This window comes from Deltaproteobacteria bacterium, from assembly GCA_016219225.1.
In the GTDB taxonomy this organism is placed as follows: domain Bacteria; phylum Desulfobacterota; class RBG-13-43-22; order RBG-13-43-22; family RBG-13-43-22; genus RBG-13-43-22.
In genome coordinates this window covers 1-18179 of record JACRBX010000110.1, presented here as the reverse complement: position 1 = coordinate 18179, position 18179 = coordinate 1, and the positions used below count along the sequence as shown (strand labels likewise).

Below are 18179 nucleotides of genomic sequence, written 5' to 3'. Positions count from 1 at the left end.
CTCCTCTTACACTACTTCCTGGCCGGCCTCTTTATGTATCTCTTTTTGCGGGCCCAGCTTCTAACCCGGACAGGTTCTCTGCTCGGGGCCATTTATTTTATGTTTTCCGGATTCCTGATCGCCCACATCAACCATCTCGGGATCGTCGAAGGGGCCGTATGGCTCCCCTTATTTCTCCTGTTTTTTCAAAAAGCACTCCTTACCGGACGCTTCGCTTACCTTTGCTGGACCGGAATTACACTGGCCTTGATTTTCTTCACCGGTCATCCGCAGGTAACCTTTATGGTTTCTATTATGGGGGGGGCCTATGCCCTGTTCCATTTCCTTTTGGTGGAGACGGAACATCGAAAAGCCTGGAAAAAGGTGGCAGGAATCTCCCTTGGGATTGCAGGTCTGGCCGCTGGACTCACCGCCATCCAATGGGTCCCCACCTATGAACTGGCTCATTTCATAGGCCGAACCAAAGTGTCCTTAAACTATCTTACAGAATATTCCTTGCCACCTTCGACACAACTGCTGAGTCTCTTTAACCCTGGTTGGGGAATCGTCAAAGGGACTGATGAATTTTACGGGTATATGGGGATCCTGCCGATTTTTATGTTCATCCTTTCCGCCCACCTGCGGCCTTGGAGGAAAATCCTTTTTTACCAATTGCTGGCCCTCGGGTCCATCTTATTGGTCATCGCCAATGGCCTGCCTCCTTTTTTGTGTCGGATTTATGCCAATATCCCGGGCTTTAATGTTTTCAGGATCTCTTCCCGTTTTCTTTTACTTTTTAATTTTAGCCTGGCAGTATTGGTGGGCTTTGTCCTGGATTGGATCAGGGAGAAAAACAAGTCTCCGGCCAAGGTTAAAATACATCCGTTTTTCTGGTTGCTTTGGATGGGACTGGTCGCAGGCCTGGTTTTATTTAATAGTGGATCGGTGCATTGGACTATCCTTTCTGGAAGTTTAAAGTCAGTCCTGGGAAGCCGGCCCTTTATCCTGACCCTGATTGCAATGGCGGTCCTGGCCCTGGTCGGGGCAACCCTTAAACAATGGCTGAAGCCCTCCATATTTCTGTTGCTCATTTTTATTCTGGCCCTAACCGAACTTTTCTATTCCAACCGACACCTCGGCTGGAAGCAAGGCTTTCCGGAGAAATATTACCAGCCTAACGAGAGGGTTCTTTTTTTACAAAAAATGAACTCCCCGGATTATCGATTAAGAAATGAGGGAGGGCTTTATTGCCGGGGATTTATCGATGAGGCCAGTATGGGCAACCGCTTTCGTATCTACACCACGGATATCGGGAGCTCCCTAAATCTCCTTGGGATAAATGCAGAAAACCGTCCATCCCTGCGCCTGGTAGTTGATGAAAGTGAGTCCAACCCCCAATTATTGGATTTGTTGAATATTAGATTCATAGCCACCACAACCGATTTGACCCTGGGTCCGAATGGGAAATATGCCGGCTTTATCCTGGGGCCGGGGAAAGACAAGGTCATTTCTTTAGACGGTCTTTATGATCATCCGGTTACCCGCATCAGCCTGATTTCTCTTATGACTTTCGGGTTGGAAATACCCCAGGGTGAGACCGTGGCGGAATTGACTGTTATGGATCAATACGGAAAACAAATAACCTTTCCCATCAGGGCGGGAATGGAAACCTCGGAATGGTCCTGGGAAAAAAAAGAAAACCGAACCAGGAGACGGCATGGTCAGGCAACCATAGAGAGTTCCTGGGGCATTCCTCAGGAAGGATACCAGGGGCACAGTTATCGCAGTTCTTTCAAATTTAATTCCCCGATTATCCCGAAGACCATCATTATTTCCCGAGTCAACCATCGGGGTAATTTTGAAGTTAGAAATATATTTCTGGACGGGACCGACCTTTTTTCCCTGGGGAAGCGGTTTACCAAAGTTTTTGGACAGGTTTATGAGAACCGCTTTACATTACCCAAGGCTTTTTTAGTCCGGAAAGGTCTTCCGGCCCATAAAGACCGGATACTATATGATTTAATGGCCCTTGATCCCCTGGATGAGGTCATTGTCGGTCCCGGTGCCCCCCTATTCCAGCCGCCTCTTGAGCGCTCATCGAAAATAGATTTTAACCGTGTTCAGGTGACCTCTTACGGTGCCAACCGGATCACCTTAAACGTCTTATCCCAAACCAGGGCCTATCTGGTTTTAAGTGAGGTCTATTATCCTGGCTGGAAGGCCTATGTCGACGGCCGTGAAAAAACCATTTTTCCGGCTGATTATGCCTTCAGGGGTATCCCCATCGATCCCGGAGAACATAAAGTGGCATTCAGGTATCAACCCATCTCCATAAAGATAGGGGGGATCATCTCCCTGCTGACCCTATCGTTTATATTCCTGGTATCGGTTGGCTGGCGTCGAAAAAAAGACAAAAATTAGGACGCAGATTTTCGCCGATACCCGCAGATATTATTCTATTCTTGTTATCCTGGCAATCTGCGTTCATTGGCGTCCAAAATGCAATTTCCTTTCCTAATTAAATTAAAATAAATACTTGACACCCAATCCCAAGACCCAGGAATCCAGGATAAAGGTCCCCTGGTCCTGGCTGATCGGATCCAGACCGTCATTAAAGGCCAGGGTGTACTTAAATTTGACCTGGGCCCAGTGATAGCGCCAGTCCAGATTCAGGGCTAAATTTTTTAACAGGAAATAATCGACCCCAAAGCCGAACAACATCCCAATAGTGTGGTCATCAACGGCAAAGATACGCCGATAGTTATTGTTCGGATAGTCTTCGGGTCTGTTCCCCTGGCTTGTCCAGGTGGTATAGGTTTCCGGGTTTGGGAATCCGAAATAGTACCAGTCGTTTCTTTTCCAGGAGGTCTTGGTATAACTGAGCCCTCCCGATACATAGGGGACCACCGATTTATGGAAATGGGGCCAGCGGAACTGTGCGGTCAGCATGATGGGTTGCCACTCTAACGCCCCATCGACCCAACGTCTATCAAACTCGGCGACATCATCAAACGCCCTGTTCAGGGTGATGGCCTTGAATTGATCATAGCCCAATTCAATGGCCCAATAACTGGAAAAATGGTACTGAAGAAAGGGCTTATAGGGGGCTAAGTCCTGTTCCTCATCCAACAATTTTATATTTCTAAAAATGTCCCCCTGGTTCTGTTGCATCCGGAAATAGGTCGAACGGAGGCCTATGGCGATCCCCAAAGGTTTTTCTTCGGCTTTAGGGGGCTCGCCTGGTGATGGTTTCACTGGAGGGGTTTCTCCCTGGCTGAAAGAAGGCCAAATAAGCATGAATAATCCAAGTATTACATTAAGAATCCCGAGTCTTTTCATAATATTTCTCCTGACCGATGGAAATTTGGATTGTACTATAGTAGTTTTTGGGCAATCAATTCAACTAAAAAATTTGAATTCGATTTGGATCGGATGTTTTACTGGACCCCAGGAGGGAACCACCAATCATAAAAATTTTTTCACCGCCCCCTGACCTCAGCCCCCTGATCCCTGAAGGTTATTTTTAAACTAAACCTTGACAATTATCAGACCAGAATTTAGTATCCTTAAACATATATGGTGAGGTAAAAGATATATGCCCTTAGCCGACTATCTGAAAAGAACCTATCTCTATTATTTTAATGCCGATAAAGTACTTAACAGCTATAAAACCCGTAATGGCGAGTGCAAACAATGCGGAAAATGTTGTGAATTTTTTGGGATAAAATGTCCTTTGTTGAACAAACAGAACAGGTGTGCCATTTACAGATTCAGACCCATCCTGTTATGTAAAATCCCGCCATTGAATCTATTCCCTGCCGAAATCGAAAAGCATAAGGCCTTAAATTGCGGCTACCACTGGGATGGGAAGGATGTGCCATAAAATCCCATAACCCTTAGGGCAGGGCTGTTATTTCAATCCGGTCCACCAGAAGATCTTCCTTTTCCAAAAACAGGACCCGGGATTCGATTTCCAAGCGAAAAGGTACCTTAAAATCCACCACAACGGGCGTATAGGCATCGGCCTTGAGATCCTGAACCTTAAGCTTACGGCTTCCCAATATGCGTCTCCCTGCATCGGTGCACAAATCGAGCACGGCTATCTCCGAATCCCCGGGGATACCCGGCAGGGATTTTAATCTTAAAAAGAATCTGGCCTGGTAGGAACCGGGTTCAAAAGTCCTGAAAGGACCGTAACAAAGAAAATTGGAAGGTTTGAAGACCGCCTTCCCGAATAGGGCTTCCCGTCCCGAGGCCAGGGGATCTGACACGATTACTCCGGTAGGACGAAACAATTCCTCGGCCTCTATAAGGCCCGGCCCTTTTTTTTGATCGGCGAAACCGATTACAGCCAGGTTGTAATAGAGCGGGGCTTCCCCGGAAAAGTAAATCCGAAAGCCGATCCTGCTGCTCTCCGGGATCTCAAATTCCAGAGGGATATCCATCCAGGTCTGGAAGGGCTGCATATCTCTCCCAAACAAGCTCTTCTGGGCAATAATTTTGGTCCCCTGTTCAATAATTTCTATTCGGCCTATCTCCTTTTGGGGATCCACAGATCCGGCCTTGATCCGGAACCTGGCCCGGAATTTCCCGGACGGATAAAACCGGTTTGGCCCTAAAATTAAATATCCGGGGAGGTCCTGCCCGGGTATGGCCGAAACGACATTTCCCCCACGCATTCCGGGTCGAAGCACAGGCTTACCTTGAGTTAACGACTCTTCTTCAAATAAAAAATTGTAACCCGAAGCGAACGGATCAAATTGGTATCGGCCTGTTTTCCGGGTCAGGTTGTTGCTGTAGACGATCGATTGAACCGGTGAGGTAATAGCCGAACTATTGAAATATCCATCGGCCTTTTCAGCCAATTTAAAAAGATAAACGTCTTCGTCGTGGTCAATGAGTTTCAGCCAGGGGGAAGCCGCCAGACGCTTTAAGGCCAGTCTCCTCGGAAAAGGGCTTACCTTTTCAGAATAAAGATAGGGATTGTCATGGAAAGTGAGGAGTCCCACTTTAAGCCTTTGCATTTCCCGGACCCGGGGCAGGGTCAATTCGCCATGATTCAGAGGGTAAAGGGGCCAAAAAACCTGATTGATATAATCCCGGGCCACTACCGGCGCATAACCGTTTATCATCGGTCTTTGGGTTCGGGTAACAGTATATTCATAAACCGAGGACTGATGGGAATCGCCGGGCCAGATGGGGAGTTCCAGGACCACCCGGCCTTTGGGCAAGTGCCTCTTAATCTCTTCGTATAGGCGATTGTCTCCTTTCATCAAAGAGAGTCCCAGCGAGTGACCGGTATGATATTCCACTGATACCAGAAGAATAATCAACAGGGTAATCCCTATTCTCCAACGGCCCCAACCCCTTGAGGCCAACCAGGCCCGTAAGCCGGTCATGGCCGAGGCGGCCAACAAGCCCAAAAAAATAAAACCGATCATCACGAACCGGGCTGGTACCCGGGGGTAGTTGAAGAAAGGGAGGTATTCATAAAAAAATTGATAAAGGGGGAAATAAGGCATGGTGGGACCGAGGGTCAGGATAAGGGCCAAAAAGGCCAGAAGTCCGGCCAACGCTATAAACCCTGGGTTTTTAGGCCTGCTTTTGAAGAGAGGAATGAGCCCGCAAACCGCCAACAAAAGTAAAACTCGACCTAAAAAAATATATTTTTCATTATACGGAAAGGGGAGGGAAAAAAAGTTGCCGATTTTTGGGGAAAAGAGGAGCACTTCGCGGATCGTCCGCCCCTTGCCTGCTATGGAAGGCAAAAAAACGGTGGCCCTCATATGAATCAAATAGGCCGCTGCCAGAGCCAGGCCCACTCCGACCCCAACGATAACCGGAACAATTCCGGAGCGGTCAAAAAGAAAAAGCGGCTTTCTTCGTTTAATCCATTGGGCTGTCAGAAAAGATGCGAACAGGCCTAAACAGAATAGAGGCAGGATCATACCCAGCCGGGTGATATCCACTTGGAATTTTAAGACATAAAGCCATAGAGGCAGAAAAAGAAAGAAAGCCTTTCCGACCCGATGACGGGCCTCGGCAAAGGGAAGGCCAGTCCATCTTGAAACCAGAGCCGACAGATAAAACCAGAGTAAAAGGGCCGCGATGCCCCCTAAGATCAAGAGTTGTATCCAGTTAAAATGCCAGAGGGGAAAACCGGACTTTTTCACGAACTGCATCCAGAGAAAAGATGCAATCGATAGACCGCCGGTTAAAGCCCCCAACAACCCGGGCCAGAGGGGTTTGACTTCCTCTTCCTGTTTTTGAGCTGAAGAAACGGTCTGAAAAAGCAGAATACGATTCGGCAGATATACCCCGATGGTCAGGGCGGCCAGGAAACTGGCGTGGGGTTCCATCAAGGAGAGCAGAACCAGACAGAACCCGGCTGCCCCTCCATAGACCCAACGGCCTGTTTTTAATGTTTTTTCCATGAAATAGAGACACAGGGGCAGCAAAAAGATCACATATCCGAAGAGTTGGCCGCCGGCAATATGACTGACCCGATAAGGGACCACGGCAAAAACCAACCCGGCCAACAGGGAGGCCCAAGAGTCCCTGGTCCAGGTCCAGGCCAGCAGGAACATGGCCAGGCCACTAAATAGAAAGGACAAGAGGATTAAGCCGTTATAAGCCCCTACAGGTCCCAGGGGCAGCAAAAGAATATAAAGGAGGGAAAAGGGGAAATTGGCATAGACGGCACTCATGGGACCGGCCGGCCCATTGAATTCATAAGGATTGGTAAAAAGATGCGAAAGCCCCCAAAGATTATCCGATAAAAGCCAGAACCAGTAGTAGGTTTGGAGATGATCCCCCGGCATGAGAGGAACCCGGGCAAACTCCGGTGCCGGGAAAAGCATAAAAGGGATAGCCGAAAAAAAATTGTTGACCATGGGCCAGGTAAATAAAATACCGGCCATCAGGCACAGGGCCAGGCACAGGGCTATGGAACATATAGGGGGATTTTTCCCGAGATCACGATCTCCTTGATTTTGAACCTTGTCCATCTTCAGGTTGATTCCAGCCTCATTCTTACGACCCTGGCCGGATTGCCGGTGGCCACGGCAAAGGGGGGCAGGTCTTTGGCGACTACCGAGCCGGCCCCGACGATAACGTCGTTCCCTAAACTGACCCCATCCAGGATCACGGCATTGGCCCCAATCCAGGAATTCCTCCCGATCCGAATCCCGCCCTTGCAATCAATCCCCTGTTGCCCTATGGGGATATCCGTGCGCTCAAAGTGATAATTGCCGCCGGCGGCCAGATATACCTTTGGTCCTATAACCACCTGATCTTCTATATATACCGGACTCGTATCCACGGCATTAAGGATACAATGGGCCCCAATACCGACATGGTCCCCGATTACAATATCCGAATTTTTACACCCGAGAATAGTTTGCCGCCCGAACATGCATGATTTTCCGATAAAAATCCCCTGGTTGCCGTCACCTTTGGCATCCAAAACACAACCGTCGTCAAAGATACATAGATCTTGAATGCGGATCTTTTGCGGGTAGCGGAGGACCATGTCCCGTCCCCAGACAATCCCCTTTCCGCATTGAGAAATCATCCTGGGATACAAAGTCTTCCTGATCCAAAGGCCCAGGGCCCCGGGGATACCTGCCGTAAAATTGATAAACAGTTCATACTTAAGAAGGTCCCAGAGGGATGTCCCGCCCACCACATATTCCTGGTATAAGGCAGCAGCCCCTTTTTCGGCATAAGCCTCTTGAACTTTTTTATATTTCTTCCCGGTCTCTGGCATGGATCCCAACTGAGTACTACAACGACAGTTAAAAGAGCGCATTAGTAAAAAAATTCGCTGGAGTATTCGCTTGTCCCTTTTTTTTTTTTTTGATAAAGGTATTATGAAATCAAAGAGATGTCAAGCTGAGAAGTCGAACGGACTAAACCCTCGTTCCCCATAGGGCGCCACGAAGCATGAAAATACGAATGTCGAATTTCAAATAATGGTATCAGTTTGGCTTTTTGAAAAACAATTTTCACCGCAGAGACGCCAAGAACGCAAAGGGGAAATAATTTTTTGTTCAATCCCGCCTCTCACGGGATTGAACAAAGATGTTTCTCTCTGCGTTCTTCGCGCCTTTGCGGTGAAAAAAACTCTCTTTTCAAACAACTAAAGTGTTACGAATAATGAATACTGAATGTCAAGGGAACGGAAAAAAACTTCATAATTCGAAATTCGATGTTCGATATTCGATATTCGGTTTTTCATATTTTCGCACTCAATTTTATTTCATAAGCATCCTTGCCTTCGGTCTGATGGTTCGTCTTTGGCCGATCCAAATCCTCCCCTTTAATTCCGATCAGGCCATCGTGGGCTTAATGACCAGGCATATCCTTCAGGGAGAATTCCCCTGGCTCTATTATGGGGATTCCTATGGAGGGATTCTGGAGCCTGTCTTAGCCGCCTCGGCCGGCCTGCTCCTTGGGGTAAGCCGATGGAGTCTCAATGGGGTTCCTTTTCTTTTCTGTATCTTTTTTATCATTTCTATCTATTACCTTGGACGGGAACTTTATGGACGGGAGATCGGCCTGGTCAGTATGCTCCTGGCGGCCATCCCCCCTTTTGCCATCCATATTGAAACCAGTCTGGCCATCGGCGGTTATATTGAAGGCCTTTGTTTGGGCAACCTGATCCTTTTGGTTACTTATCGTTTAACGGCCCCCAATGTCCGGCCGTCCCTTCCCTTGGCCCGGCTTTTCAGCCTGGGAGTCCTCTGGGGTATTGCCTGGTGGACCTACCCCATCAGTCTTGTCTATCTGATCACCAGCTTTTGTTTTCTCACCTTTCAAAAAAGGGCCTTTGTTCTCAAGGGCCGGGCCTTCTTGGCCGTTGCCGGGTTTTTCCTCGGCTCCCTGCCCTTCTGGATATGGAATCTGAAATATTCTCTCTCTTTTTTCACCTTTGTCCAATCCGAGGGGAAAGGCAGTCTTTGGGCAAACACCCTGGTCTTGTTCAATCAACTCCCTAAATTGTTTGGATTTATTCCTGCCCTTCCGGCCACCTGGCCGGCTTATTTCTTTGCCTTCCTTTTCCTGGCCAGTCTGGTTTTCCTTTTGGTCAGTCATCGGTGGCAAAAGATCCGGTTCCCTGCCGGCCGGGGCCGGGTTTTGCTTCTGTTCTATTTTGTTTTTTTTGTTTTGCTTTACAGCATCTCGGGATTTGGCGAAAGAACGGTTGCCCTGCGTTATCTGGTGCCTTTTTATTCTCTTTTCCCGATCACCCTCGGTCTTTTTTTCTATTGGTTAAAAACCAAAAATCGCTTCCTGGGCATTTCCTTGATGGTTTCTTTTCTGCTTTTTTTCAGTTTTGAAAATTTGTCCTCCTTTACCAAGCTAAGTGAAGGGGCCATTAAAAACCGAAAGCAGGCAGAGGTTGAAACCGCCCTTTTCCAATATTTAAAAGAGAAAAAAATCCGTACGGTCTATACCCCGGAATATTGGAGCGCGGCCCGGTTGACCTTTGAAGCCCAAGAGGCCTTCATTTTTTCATTACCCTTTAACGATCGCTATCCCCTTTACACCTTATTGGCCGACGCCTCGTCCGGACCGGCCTTTGTCCTGGAAGGAGAATATCTCAAGAGTTTTGAGGAAATGTTCCGGGTTACGGGTGGTACCTATAAAAAAGAAATCATTGCCAGGTATCCTGGGATAAAAGGTTATTCCGTCTATTACGACTTTAAACCGCCGGCAACCCCATCGCAGGAGATCCTTCCGGATGGCTGGAAAGGAGAGAGTTCTTTTAACCCTGGGACAGTCCAATCAGCCTTTGACCGCAACATCTCAACCAGTTGGGCTCCATCAGTGCCTCAGAAAAAAGGGACCTATTATCAACTTGATCTGGGCAGGACGTATCCGCTCAATCGCATTGTCCTTCTGACTGGCAAGGGAAAGGAGCGGGATTTCCCCAAAAATTACCGGGTCGAGGTCTCCAGGGATCTTAAGGCCTTTCAGGAGGTGGCTTTTATCCGAAACCAGTGGGCCTATCTCTTTTGGTCTCTGGACCGTCCTTTCTGGAAATTACGGGATGGCCGGATCGAAATTCGTTTCGAACCAAAAGAGGCCCGATATGTTAAAATAACTTTGATGGGAGAGAAGCCCGATAACTGGGCCATGGGGGAAATCTTTATATATCAGAAGGTGGACCGGCCTTCCCCGGAGAGTCCTCCTCCGGAAGAGCTTTTATCTTTTCTGTCCAAAGAAAAAATCGGGCGGATCTATACGGATATCGGCCTTTCGGCCCGTATCACCAAGGAGACCCAAGGGAAAATCAAATCCCTTCAGGATGATTATCTCATGACCAATACCCGTGATTATGCAATCAATGGATTTCAGGATACCTATCCTTTTTTCAATGATCTGAAAAAAAGGATCGATTTTTCAAAAGCCCCGGCTTTTGTGGTAGGCCGGGAAAATAATGAGGCCTTCATCCAGGCTGTTCAAAAAATGAAAGGCATCACCTTCCAGGTCAAAGTCCTTAAGGATTACTTTATCTATCACCATTTCAAGGCCCCGGAGGTCTCGATTCTATCCGGGGCAAAAGGATCTCCTGTCTCCCTGTATTGGACCGGCACCCATTTATTACAGGTGGACCCACTTCCGGGAGCCCGGGATGAAGAATAACCCATCCGCGCCCCATTCCCCCTGGCGTACCCATTTACTGGTCTGCTTATTCCTCTTGTTATTGGCCCCTGTCCATCTCATGCCCAATTTCTCCCGGATCTCCACCCATCTGCCGGGGGATGTGATGGATACGGCCGAATACCCGCTTAATGAATGGTGGACGGCCCATGCCCTGAGGGATCTCAGGATCAACCCCTTTAACAATACCTATATGTTCCACCCCCTGGGATTGAACCTGATCCAGCACACCTATACCTTTCTGGACGGCCTCTTTTTTACCCTCCTGCGCCCTTTTCTCTCCCTGATCGTTTTCCATAATCTCCTGATCTGGTTGACCTTCTTTGCCAATGCCCTGGCAGCCTATCTGCTGATTTATTATGTAACCCAAACCCCCTGGCCGGCTTTTATCGGCGCTCTGGCCTTCGGTCACTGCCCCACCCTGCTCAGCTATTATAAAACGGCCGCTCTTTTAGAGGTTTACAACCTGGTATTTTTCATATTTTTTTCTTATGTTCTGGTCCGGAAACGCCGACTCATCTGGGCCCTCACCGCCGGCCTCTTCTGGGGACTAACCCTTTACAACTACCCCTATTATTTTGTTTTTGGCGGGTTGTGGCTCGTCTTGCTCATAGGCTATCAGCTCTGCCCCTGGGAAATAAAGATCAAGACAGCCCCTGAATTGCGGATGTCTTTATGGGCAGATAGGCTGATCTGGGGTTCTCTGATCGGGTTGATATTGTTTTCTGTTTTTGCGCCCCGTCAGGTATGGGAATTTCTGGCCGGGCGGCACTTGATAAACTGGACCACCCTTTCCGGTTTCGGTCTTATTTTATGGATGATCTGGTGGCTCTTTAAATTTCAGGCTTTAAGAAAAATCTCTTCTCCTTCGTCCTCCCCCTTGGCCCTGATCCTGACTGATTTCCCTGTTCGCTGGAATCCACCCCCTTCACGGGAGGTAAGTTTGTTGCTGGGTCTCACCGGAGTAGCCTTAGGCGTGGCCGCTTTGGTTGGTTTCCCTTATTTCCAGGCCTATTTTCAAGATGCGGCTACCCGGCAAGCGGTGAGCAGTAATACCATTGATTTTGTCCTCTACAGTGTGGATCTGGCCGGTTTTTTCGCCCCCTTTAATGCCTGGCTGGCAGGCCTCTACAAAATCATGGCCCCGGATTGGACCAGCGGAAGACCAATAGTGGGGACTCCAGCCTTCCTGGGCTACGGTTTTATGGTCATCCTTTTATGGGGGGCCGGAAAATTTTTCAAGAGGCCGGAGCTGCGTCTCTGGCTCATGGCCTTTGGGGCTTTTCTGATCATCAGTCTTGGGCCTTATCTGAAAATTCATGGCCTGATTTTTGAATCCCTCCCCCTGCCTGCTTACTTTATCCGCTTTCTGCCGGTTATGGAAAGTGCCCGGACCCTTTCCCGCTACCTGGTTCCTGTGATGCTCTTTTTATGCCTGCTGGTAGCTTTTATCGTAAAACCATTTTTTTTGAAACTGTCTCCCCGGCGCAGGAAAATTTTCATAACCGGTCTGTTTTTGGTAGTCGGTTTCGAGTTCGGGTTTTTCCCCAACCCTTTACCTTTACGGTTTTCGGACTACCGGGTCCCGGAGGTTTATCAGGTCCTGGCCCAAAAGGCCCAGGGGCGCAGCGGTGTCCTTCTGGATCTACCCCTGTTTACCCATAGCGGTTCCAGATCGGCCGGACATGGCGAGACCAGAAGGTTTTATTACCAGACGGTTCATCAGCAAAAAATGATCGGAGGGGTATCGTCCAAACTGGATGAAAAGGTCTTCCTCTATTTTCAAAACCAACCGGCCGTTTCCAGACTGTGGTCTCTTCAGCCGGTTGAAAAAAATGAACTGGCCGCCCTGGTCCAGGCCTTTGGGATCGACTGGATCGTTTTAGACAAGCGCTATTATCCCCCGGAAACGTTCAAGGCCTATCGCTCCGTTCTAATTTCGGTTCCCAATTGGAAAACTTTTTATGAGGACCGGAGATATTTGGGTGTCGCCATTGATCAGCAGTGATGGACTCGTACGGAGACGTCATTCGCGCGCAGGCGGGAATCCAGACTATGCCTAACTAATCAATCCCGCCAAGGGCGGGACCCGTTTTCACGGGAATGACGAAAATGGGTGCTTCCGGATTTTTTACGAATTTATAGTGATTGGGGTTTAAAATAACCTCAACTCATGTATAGACCACCAATAAACCGGATCTTGCCCTTCCTGAACCAATTTGAGATATCTGAGATAAACGGGAGAAAAGCAGTAATCTGTTCTTTCGTCATTCTTTTTTAATATTAAAAGGGTTTCCCCTGTCCAATAGAGTCCGGAGTCTGCGGTCGTCTTTAATTCCTTCCAGGAATGGCCATCCAGGGAATAATACAGCCTGAGTGAACGGGGGTAATCATTGATGGATTTCCCTGACAAAAGGGTACACCCTTTAACCAACCGGACCCTTTTTAAATCGATTTGATAATAAATGCCTGGCTCCTGGTGTTTCCCGCTGGTCCATCGGGTAGCCGGATTCCCGTCGATGGCCTTTGTGGCTTCATGGGGATTGGCGTTGGAAGAAACTTCCCAACTGCCCGGGAAAGGTGGCCCCTGACTCTCAGACCTGGAGAAATCATAAAAGACCATAAATGGCCCCAAGTCTTTTTGTCGATAGAAGGTGTTTGATTCCTGCAATACTTTTTCTAACCGATTGTTATCCTTTGTTTGAACAATTAAGGCCACTTTGTTATTAAGACTGGCGCTTGTAAAACTATCGGCTGGAGGCGTATTTTCCCCGTTATCTCCAAGAAAAAGATTCGAAATCAAGGCCCCTATCTTCCCCTGGCTCCTGGCCCGTATAACGGCTGAAAGCCAATGGTCGGTGTAAACAAACGCGATCTTTTGGGCTTTTAAGAACGCCAGCAGTTGGTCGATTTCCTGATTCCCCGGGGGTTCTGTTCTTCTCTTTCCTTTTTCATAATCCGGGCTGAACAAAAACAATTCATTAATGGACCAGGGATTGGCATCATTGTCCTGTAATAAACTGATTTTCACAAATCGACACTGTTGAGGTGAGAAGACCGTTTCCACCCGTCCATGGCGGACCCTGGTCATGGGGGTTGAGCCGGACCAGAATATCGGTCCCCTGTATTCAGGGACACGGGCTGCCAATTGCCAATTTTTTCCTTCCAAAGAAAGGGCCACCTCATAACCGGCAGGAACCTGGCGATAGTTGCCCGGGATACAGGTTATTTTTCCTACAGTTTCCACCCGTCCAAGATCCAACAGAAAAAAGGTCCCTTGTCTTTGATGAGTTCCGGTCCCCCATCCGGTTGAGACATAACCATCAAAGGCCAGGTTGGCCTCTGCCGGATAGTAGTCTGAGGTTCCCCTCCAAAGATTGCGCTCGATCATCCGGTATTCTTCCTTGGGGGGTGTAAAACCGGTATAAATCAGATGGCCGTCCGGGGCATCGACCTTCCGGTATGTGCCGCCGATGGCCTTCATATTTTCTTCAAAACCCTGGCCTTCTCCTTCGAAAAGATAGGCCGGATTGGGGGATGCATCAACCAGGTCGGCATACTTCAGACAACTTTCCTGATAGGGATGGGCGGAGATAAGGGCCTCTTTACTTTTAAATGTTAATTGGTACCCATCGGTGGCACAATAAAAACGCCGGTACCCTTTTTTCGTCAAGAAGTCTATCAGGCGGTCTCTGACCTTTTCCTTTTCCTGAAAGTTCGAAAATTCTTTTGGGTTAAGGAAAGGCCAGCCGTCATGTCTCAAATTTCCGGTTAAATTAGAAAAAAGGACTAATCCCAGAAGACCGTAAGACAAACGGGCAGATATTTTTTTTAAGTCCAATAACAGAATGGAAAGGAAGATAGGCAAACAGGCATAAAGCGGTAGGAGATATTTTTGATCATTATCGCTAAGGCGAATGCCATAATTGGTAAAGAGATGGAGGACGATATTGAAAAGAAAAATGAAAAGGAGGAGTTCGCCACCTTTTGTTTCGGGAAGGGAGAGCATGACAATCGTCTTGATGGACTGCCGGAACCTGTAACCATAATAAAGGACTGCGGCCATAAAAATGGGGCCTACGATCAGATAACCGGCAAGGTCAAGTCTGTCCTGGCTTAAAGGAGGCAGAAACCCCAGCAGGATAGGAAAGGCATTGATAAAAAAATCCTTCAGATAGGGAATGATATTGGAGGCTGGGCCGGGGTTGGCTATGCCGGTTATCGGAAATTGATGGAAAAGATTATATACCCAGAGGGGCAGACTTCCGATCAGGAAAAAAAAGATCAAAAATAAAAAATCTTTACGGAAAAGTAACTTTTTATCCTTCAAAAAAAGGAAAAGCCCCACGGGCAGGATATAGACTATCGACAGGTAATTGGTCCACCAGACCAGGCCGGACAATAACCCCAATAAGACAAAGAGAAGCCTCCTGGTCATTGGAACGACCACTCGATAAATTAAACTATGGGCAATCAATAAAAGGAAGTTCCCAAACATCAAGACCAGGGGGTAGTGGGGCCTGGCCTCATGGCTCCATCGCAGCAAGAACAATGGGGGAATCGATAACAGGGCTATGCTTATCAGAGCTGTTTCCTGATCGAAGAATGTTTTGGACACATGATATACAAGAATCAAAAAGATAAGGGAAAGGATGACCGGCAGGAGTTCCAGGGCCAAAGGAGACGGACCCACCAATAGAGAAAGAGAACCCGCCAGGAAGGCCTCCAGAGATCCCATAAAGTTTTGGCCGTAAAAAAATACGGGGAAATCCCCAGCCATTACCCGGAGGCCCATGATGCCCACAATGGTTTCGTCCAACCAGAGATCAGGGGTAAAAAGGGTCAACCCCCGGGAAAGGACCGAAACCCCGATGATAAAGAAAAACAATTTTTTTTCGCTTTTCCCCATGAAAGACTATCCAAGATATTTGAAATTTCTCTATGAGGAGGCAGCCCGAAGTGAGGTCATCTGCAGGAATAATTGAAGCAGTTAGAAACAACTTTATTCACAATTTCGTTCATTTGTTCCAGGGTTACCATCGGTTTTATTTAACCATTTATTCATTCCACTTGTCAACTTTTTAAGCTCGACTAATCAAATCCTTTTTGCTATGGTTCCTGCGAGAAGTTCCTGGTTCAACTTTGATGAAGTCGTAAAAAGTCCGTAAGCACGCATTTTCGTCATTCCCGTGAAAACGGGAATCCAGTGTTAAAATTAATTAAAATTCCCATACTATTTAATTAGTTAGGCATGGCCTGGATTCCCGCCTGCGCGGGAATGACGAGTTTTTATGAGACCATCAAATTTTAGGGACCTCGCCAAATCAAATTGGAAGACCACCCGATGCTTATTCAACCCTCATGGAAATTTTCTAAAAGGTCCCTTGGAAGAAGGGACCTTGTCGTTCTCTTATTAATCGCTGCAACCTTCCTATCCGTCCTTTTTTTGTATTCCTTTAAATTTAATAAAAACATCACCGGCTTTATGGTCATCGGGGATTACTTTAATGCCCCTCAAATATGGACCTCCCGGACCCTTGTCCATAAGGGCAGCGTCGGTTATGACGGACAATTCTATTATTATATGGCTCATGATCCCTTCATCCTGGGTCATTCTTATGATCATATCGACTTCCCGGCCTATCGTTATCAACGCATCATCTACCCCCTGACGGTCTGGCTGCTATCTCTGGGAGAGCCGTCCTTGATCCCTTATATGATGGTGGTGGTGAATCTCCTCGGAATTTTATTAGGAACCTATTTTATCATCCGGATCCTTGCCCATTACGGCCGCAGTCCCTGGTATAGCCTGTTCTATGCCGCAACCTGGGGGTTCCTGCTTTGCCTTTTGCGCAGCCTGCCCGAACCGTTGGCTATCACTTTTGTGGTCATGGCCGTCTTTTTTTACCTTAAAGAACAAACTCTCGGGCAGGTCATCGCCCTTTCTTTGGCGGCCCTTACTCAGGAAACGACTTTATTGGTCAGTCTGGCCTTCCTTTTTTCATTTTTTTGGGGAAAAGAATGGAAACGATTCATCTATATGCTCTTCCCTCCCCTGGCCTATTCAGGCTGGCAGCTTTATCTCCACAGCCATTTTCAGACCTTTTCTTTTGTCGGCGGCACTCAGAATTTCGGCCTTCCTTTTCGGGGAATTATGCAAAAATTTATCTCCCTTGGCCAGGGCGGTCCTGCCGTTGAAAAATATGCCGAACTCCTGTTCATGGTCCTGGTCGTTATCCTGATCCTAACAGCCGTCTACGAAGTCTTTAAATATTACAGTCCTCTGACCGTTACCTTCCTGGGATACGCCCTTTTAACCTCCTTGTTAAACCAATTGATCTGGGTGGAACCCTGGTCCTATGCCCGGGCTACCCTGGGGTTGCTGGTGTTTAACTTTTTAATCTTTACAAAAGAGGGAAACCGTCTTAATTTGTTCCCCATGTTTCTGGTGCCGGTTATTTTTATTCTGTCATTAATATCAATGCGACTTCTATAAAATGTGTTCACGCAAAGCTGCAAAGAACGCAGAGAGATTTTTTTGAACAATCCCATATTTGCGCCTCTGCGTGAAAGCAGTTTTTAAAAAAGCTGAACCGATACGAATTTTATTGTACCGTTATGGACAAAAAATATCTTAACTATACAATTTTATTTATTTTTTATTTAACTTGCCTTACCGCCGGATGTTCCCCTTCTTCCGAGACTCCTGTTCCGGTAAAATCCAAGAAGGTCCAACAATATCTTGTGGGCGCTTACTATTACCCCTGGTATCCGGGAAACTGGCGTGAGGGTTATCTGAACGCCCGGTTAATTCCACCCCAATTGCCGAAATTAGGACAATATGATTCCTCGGACCTCAGGGTCATCGAGCAACATATTGCCTGGTCCTCTCAGTTCGGCATTAATTTCTGGGCCATAAGCTGGTGGCCGGGCCAACCCAAAACCGATCGGATCATTAAAGACAAAATTCTTAAGGCAAAAAATATCAACGACATTCGATTTTGCATCTTTTATGAAACCTCCGGACTCGGGTTGGCTGATGATCGAATCCATTTTACTCCGGACAAGATAAAAAAATTGGTCTCGGACTTTAAATACCTGGCTGAAAATTATTTTTCTCACCCTGCCTATCTCAAAATCAAAGGGCGTCCGGTGGCTATCATCTATTTAACCCGGACCTTTATCGGCGATTACCCGGAGGCCATCGGGGAGCTCCGAAGGAGCCTCAAAGAGATGGGGTTCGATCCTTATCTGATAGGGGATGAGATTTTTTGGTATGTCATGCGTTCCCCCCCTCTGCCTCCTTCTCCGCAGCCCAATATGGCCCGGATAAAATTATTGGACGGGATAACGGCTTACAATATGTATGATTGGGCCAAGCCTAAACAGATGGGGTACGGGAGCAAAAGCATCTTTCTTTCCGAGGTCCATGACAAGTACCGGGAATACCAGAAAGCAATCGGCCGGGAAGTTGATCTGATTCCCGCCATTCTTCCGGGCTATAACGACCGGGGGGTCCGCCTTTCCGAAAT

The 18179-nt window shown here is 47.6% G+C and carries 9 protein-coding genes; 5 read left to right on the top strand and 4 right to left on the bottom strand.

Annotated features, from left to right (window positions below; genetic code table 11):
- On the top strand, positions 1-2400 hold a 2400-nt coding region (locus HY879_10105), incomplete at its 5' end, for a YfhO family protein (protein ID MBI5603698.1).
- A gap of 102 nt (positions 2401-2502) precedes the next feature.
- Here the strand turns inward: HY879_10105 and HY879_10100 are convergent.
- The 3 genes from HY879_10100 to HY879_10090 all read right to left on the bottom strand — a co-directional run bounded on the left by HY879_10100 (position 2503) and on the right by HY879_10090 (position 7747).
- Positions 2503-3234, bottom strand: a complete 732-nt coding sequence (locus HY879_10100; protein MBI5603697.1) for an outer membrane beta-barrel protein — start codon at positions 3232-3234, stop codon at positions 2503-2505.
- A gap of 641 nt (positions 3235-3875) precedes the next feature.
- Positions 3876-6986 carry a hypothetical protein gene (locus HY879_10095; GenBank protein ID MBI5603696.1) on the bottom strand — a complete coding sequence of 1037 codons (3111 nt, stop codon included), beginning with the start codon at positions 6984-6986 and terminating at the stop codon, positions 3876-3878.
- A gap of 2 nt (positions 6987-6988) precedes the next feature.
- Positions 6989-7747, bottom strand: a complete 759-nt coding sequence (locus HY879_10090) for an acyltransferase (GenBank protein ID MBI5603695.1) — start codon at positions 7745-7747, stop codon at positions 6989-6991.
- Between the two features lie 518 nt (positions 7748-8265).
- Here HY879_10090 and HY879_10085 point away from each other — a divergent pair.
- Both HY879_10085 and HY879_10080 read left to right on the top strand, forming a co-directional pair.
- Complete coding sequence (locus tag HY879_10085; GenBank protein ID MBI5603694.1) at positions 8266-10629, top strand: discoidin domain-containing protein; 2364 nt, start codon at positions 8266-8268, stop codon at positions 10627-10629.
- Positions 10619-12655, top strand: a complete 2037-nt coding sequence (locus HY879_10080; GenBank protein ID MBI5603693.1) for a hypothetical protein — start codon at positions 10619-10621, stop codon at positions 12653-12655. Before HY879_10085 ends, HY879_10080 begins: the two co-directional genes overlap by 11 nt.
- A 147-nt stretch (positions 12656-12802) precedes the next feature.
- On the opposite strand, the gene HY879_10075 is transcribed toward HY879_10080, so the two are convergent.
- The gene (locus HY879_10075) at positions 12803-15556 is read right to left on the bottom strand and encodes a discoidin domain-containing protein (protein ID MBI5603692.1); all 2754 of its coding nucleotides are present in this window, start codon (positions 15554-15556) and stop codon (positions 12803-12805) included.
- Between the two features lie 435 nt (positions 15557-15991).
- On the opposite strand from HY879_10075, the gene HY879_10070 reads away from it, so the two are divergent.
- Positions 15992-17143, top strand: a complete 1152-nt coding sequence (locus tag HY879_10070; GenBank protein MBI5603691.1) for a hypothetical protein — start codon at positions 15992-15994, stop codon at positions 17141-17143.
- Positions 17144-17391: 248 nt separating this feature from the next.
- The coding region (locus tag HY879_10065) for a hypothetical protein (protein ID MBI5603690.1) at positions 17392-18179 on the top strand (788 nt) is incomplete at its 3' end.

Bases quoted from the DNA above. Each gene is read 5' to 3' on its own strand.
- HY879_10070 (MBI5603691.1), top strand. From the start codon at position 15,992: ATGCTTATTCAACCCTCATGGAAATTTTCTAAAAGGTCCCTTGGAAGA.
- HY879_10090 (MBI5603695.1), bottom strand. From the start codon at position 7,747: ATGCCAGAGACCGGGAAGAAATATAAAAAAGTTCAAGAGGCTTATGCC.
- HY879_10080 (MBI5603693.1), top strand. From the start codon at position 10,619: ATGAAGAATAACCCATCCGCGCCCCATTCCCCCTGGCGTACCCATTTA.
- HY879_10085 (MBI5603694.1), top strand. From the start codon at position 8,266: ATGGTTCGTCTTTGGCCGATCCAAATCCTCCCCTTTAATTCCGATCAG.
- HY879_10075 (MBI5603692.1), bottom strand. From the start codon at position 15,556: ATGGGGAAAAGCGAAAAAAAATTGTTTTTCTTTATCATCGGGGTTTCG.
- HY879_10095 (MBI5603696.1), bottom strand. From the start codon at position 6,986: ATGGACAAGGTTCAAAATCAAGGAGATCGTGATCTCGGGAAAAATCCC.